The following is a 274-nucleotide window of genomic DNA, read 5'->3' on the forward strand; positions in this document are numbered from 1 at the left end:
CTTTCACGCCGCTATCTGTTTGGCAGCACTATGCTGTGGGGCGGCTACTTTATGGGGCTGTTCATGGTTTACCTGATTGGCAGCTGGCTGCCGTCGCTGGTCAACACCCTGGGCATGTCAGTGACCGAAGCGGCGATTATCACCGCGATGTATCAGGCGGGCGGGACGCTGGGCTCCCTGTTTGCGGGCTGGATGATGGATCGCTTCAACGCTAATCTGGCGCTGGCGGCGATCTACGGCTGCGGCGGTCTGTTTATTGTGGCACTGGGCTTTT

At 59.1% G+C, this 274-nt stretch carries 1 pseudogene; it reads left to right on the forward strand.

The features are described from left to right. Positions 1 to 274 (forward strand): annotated as a pseudogene (locus SB765_RS29590) (aromatic acid/H+ symport family MFS transporter); the annotation flags it as partial.

It is taken from the genome of Pseudomonas sp. SIMBA_067 (assembly GCF_046534675.1).
Taxonomy (GTDB): Bacteria; Pseudomonadota; Gammaproteobacteria; order Pseudomonadales; family Pseudomonadaceae; genus Aquipseudomonas; species Aquipseudomonas putida.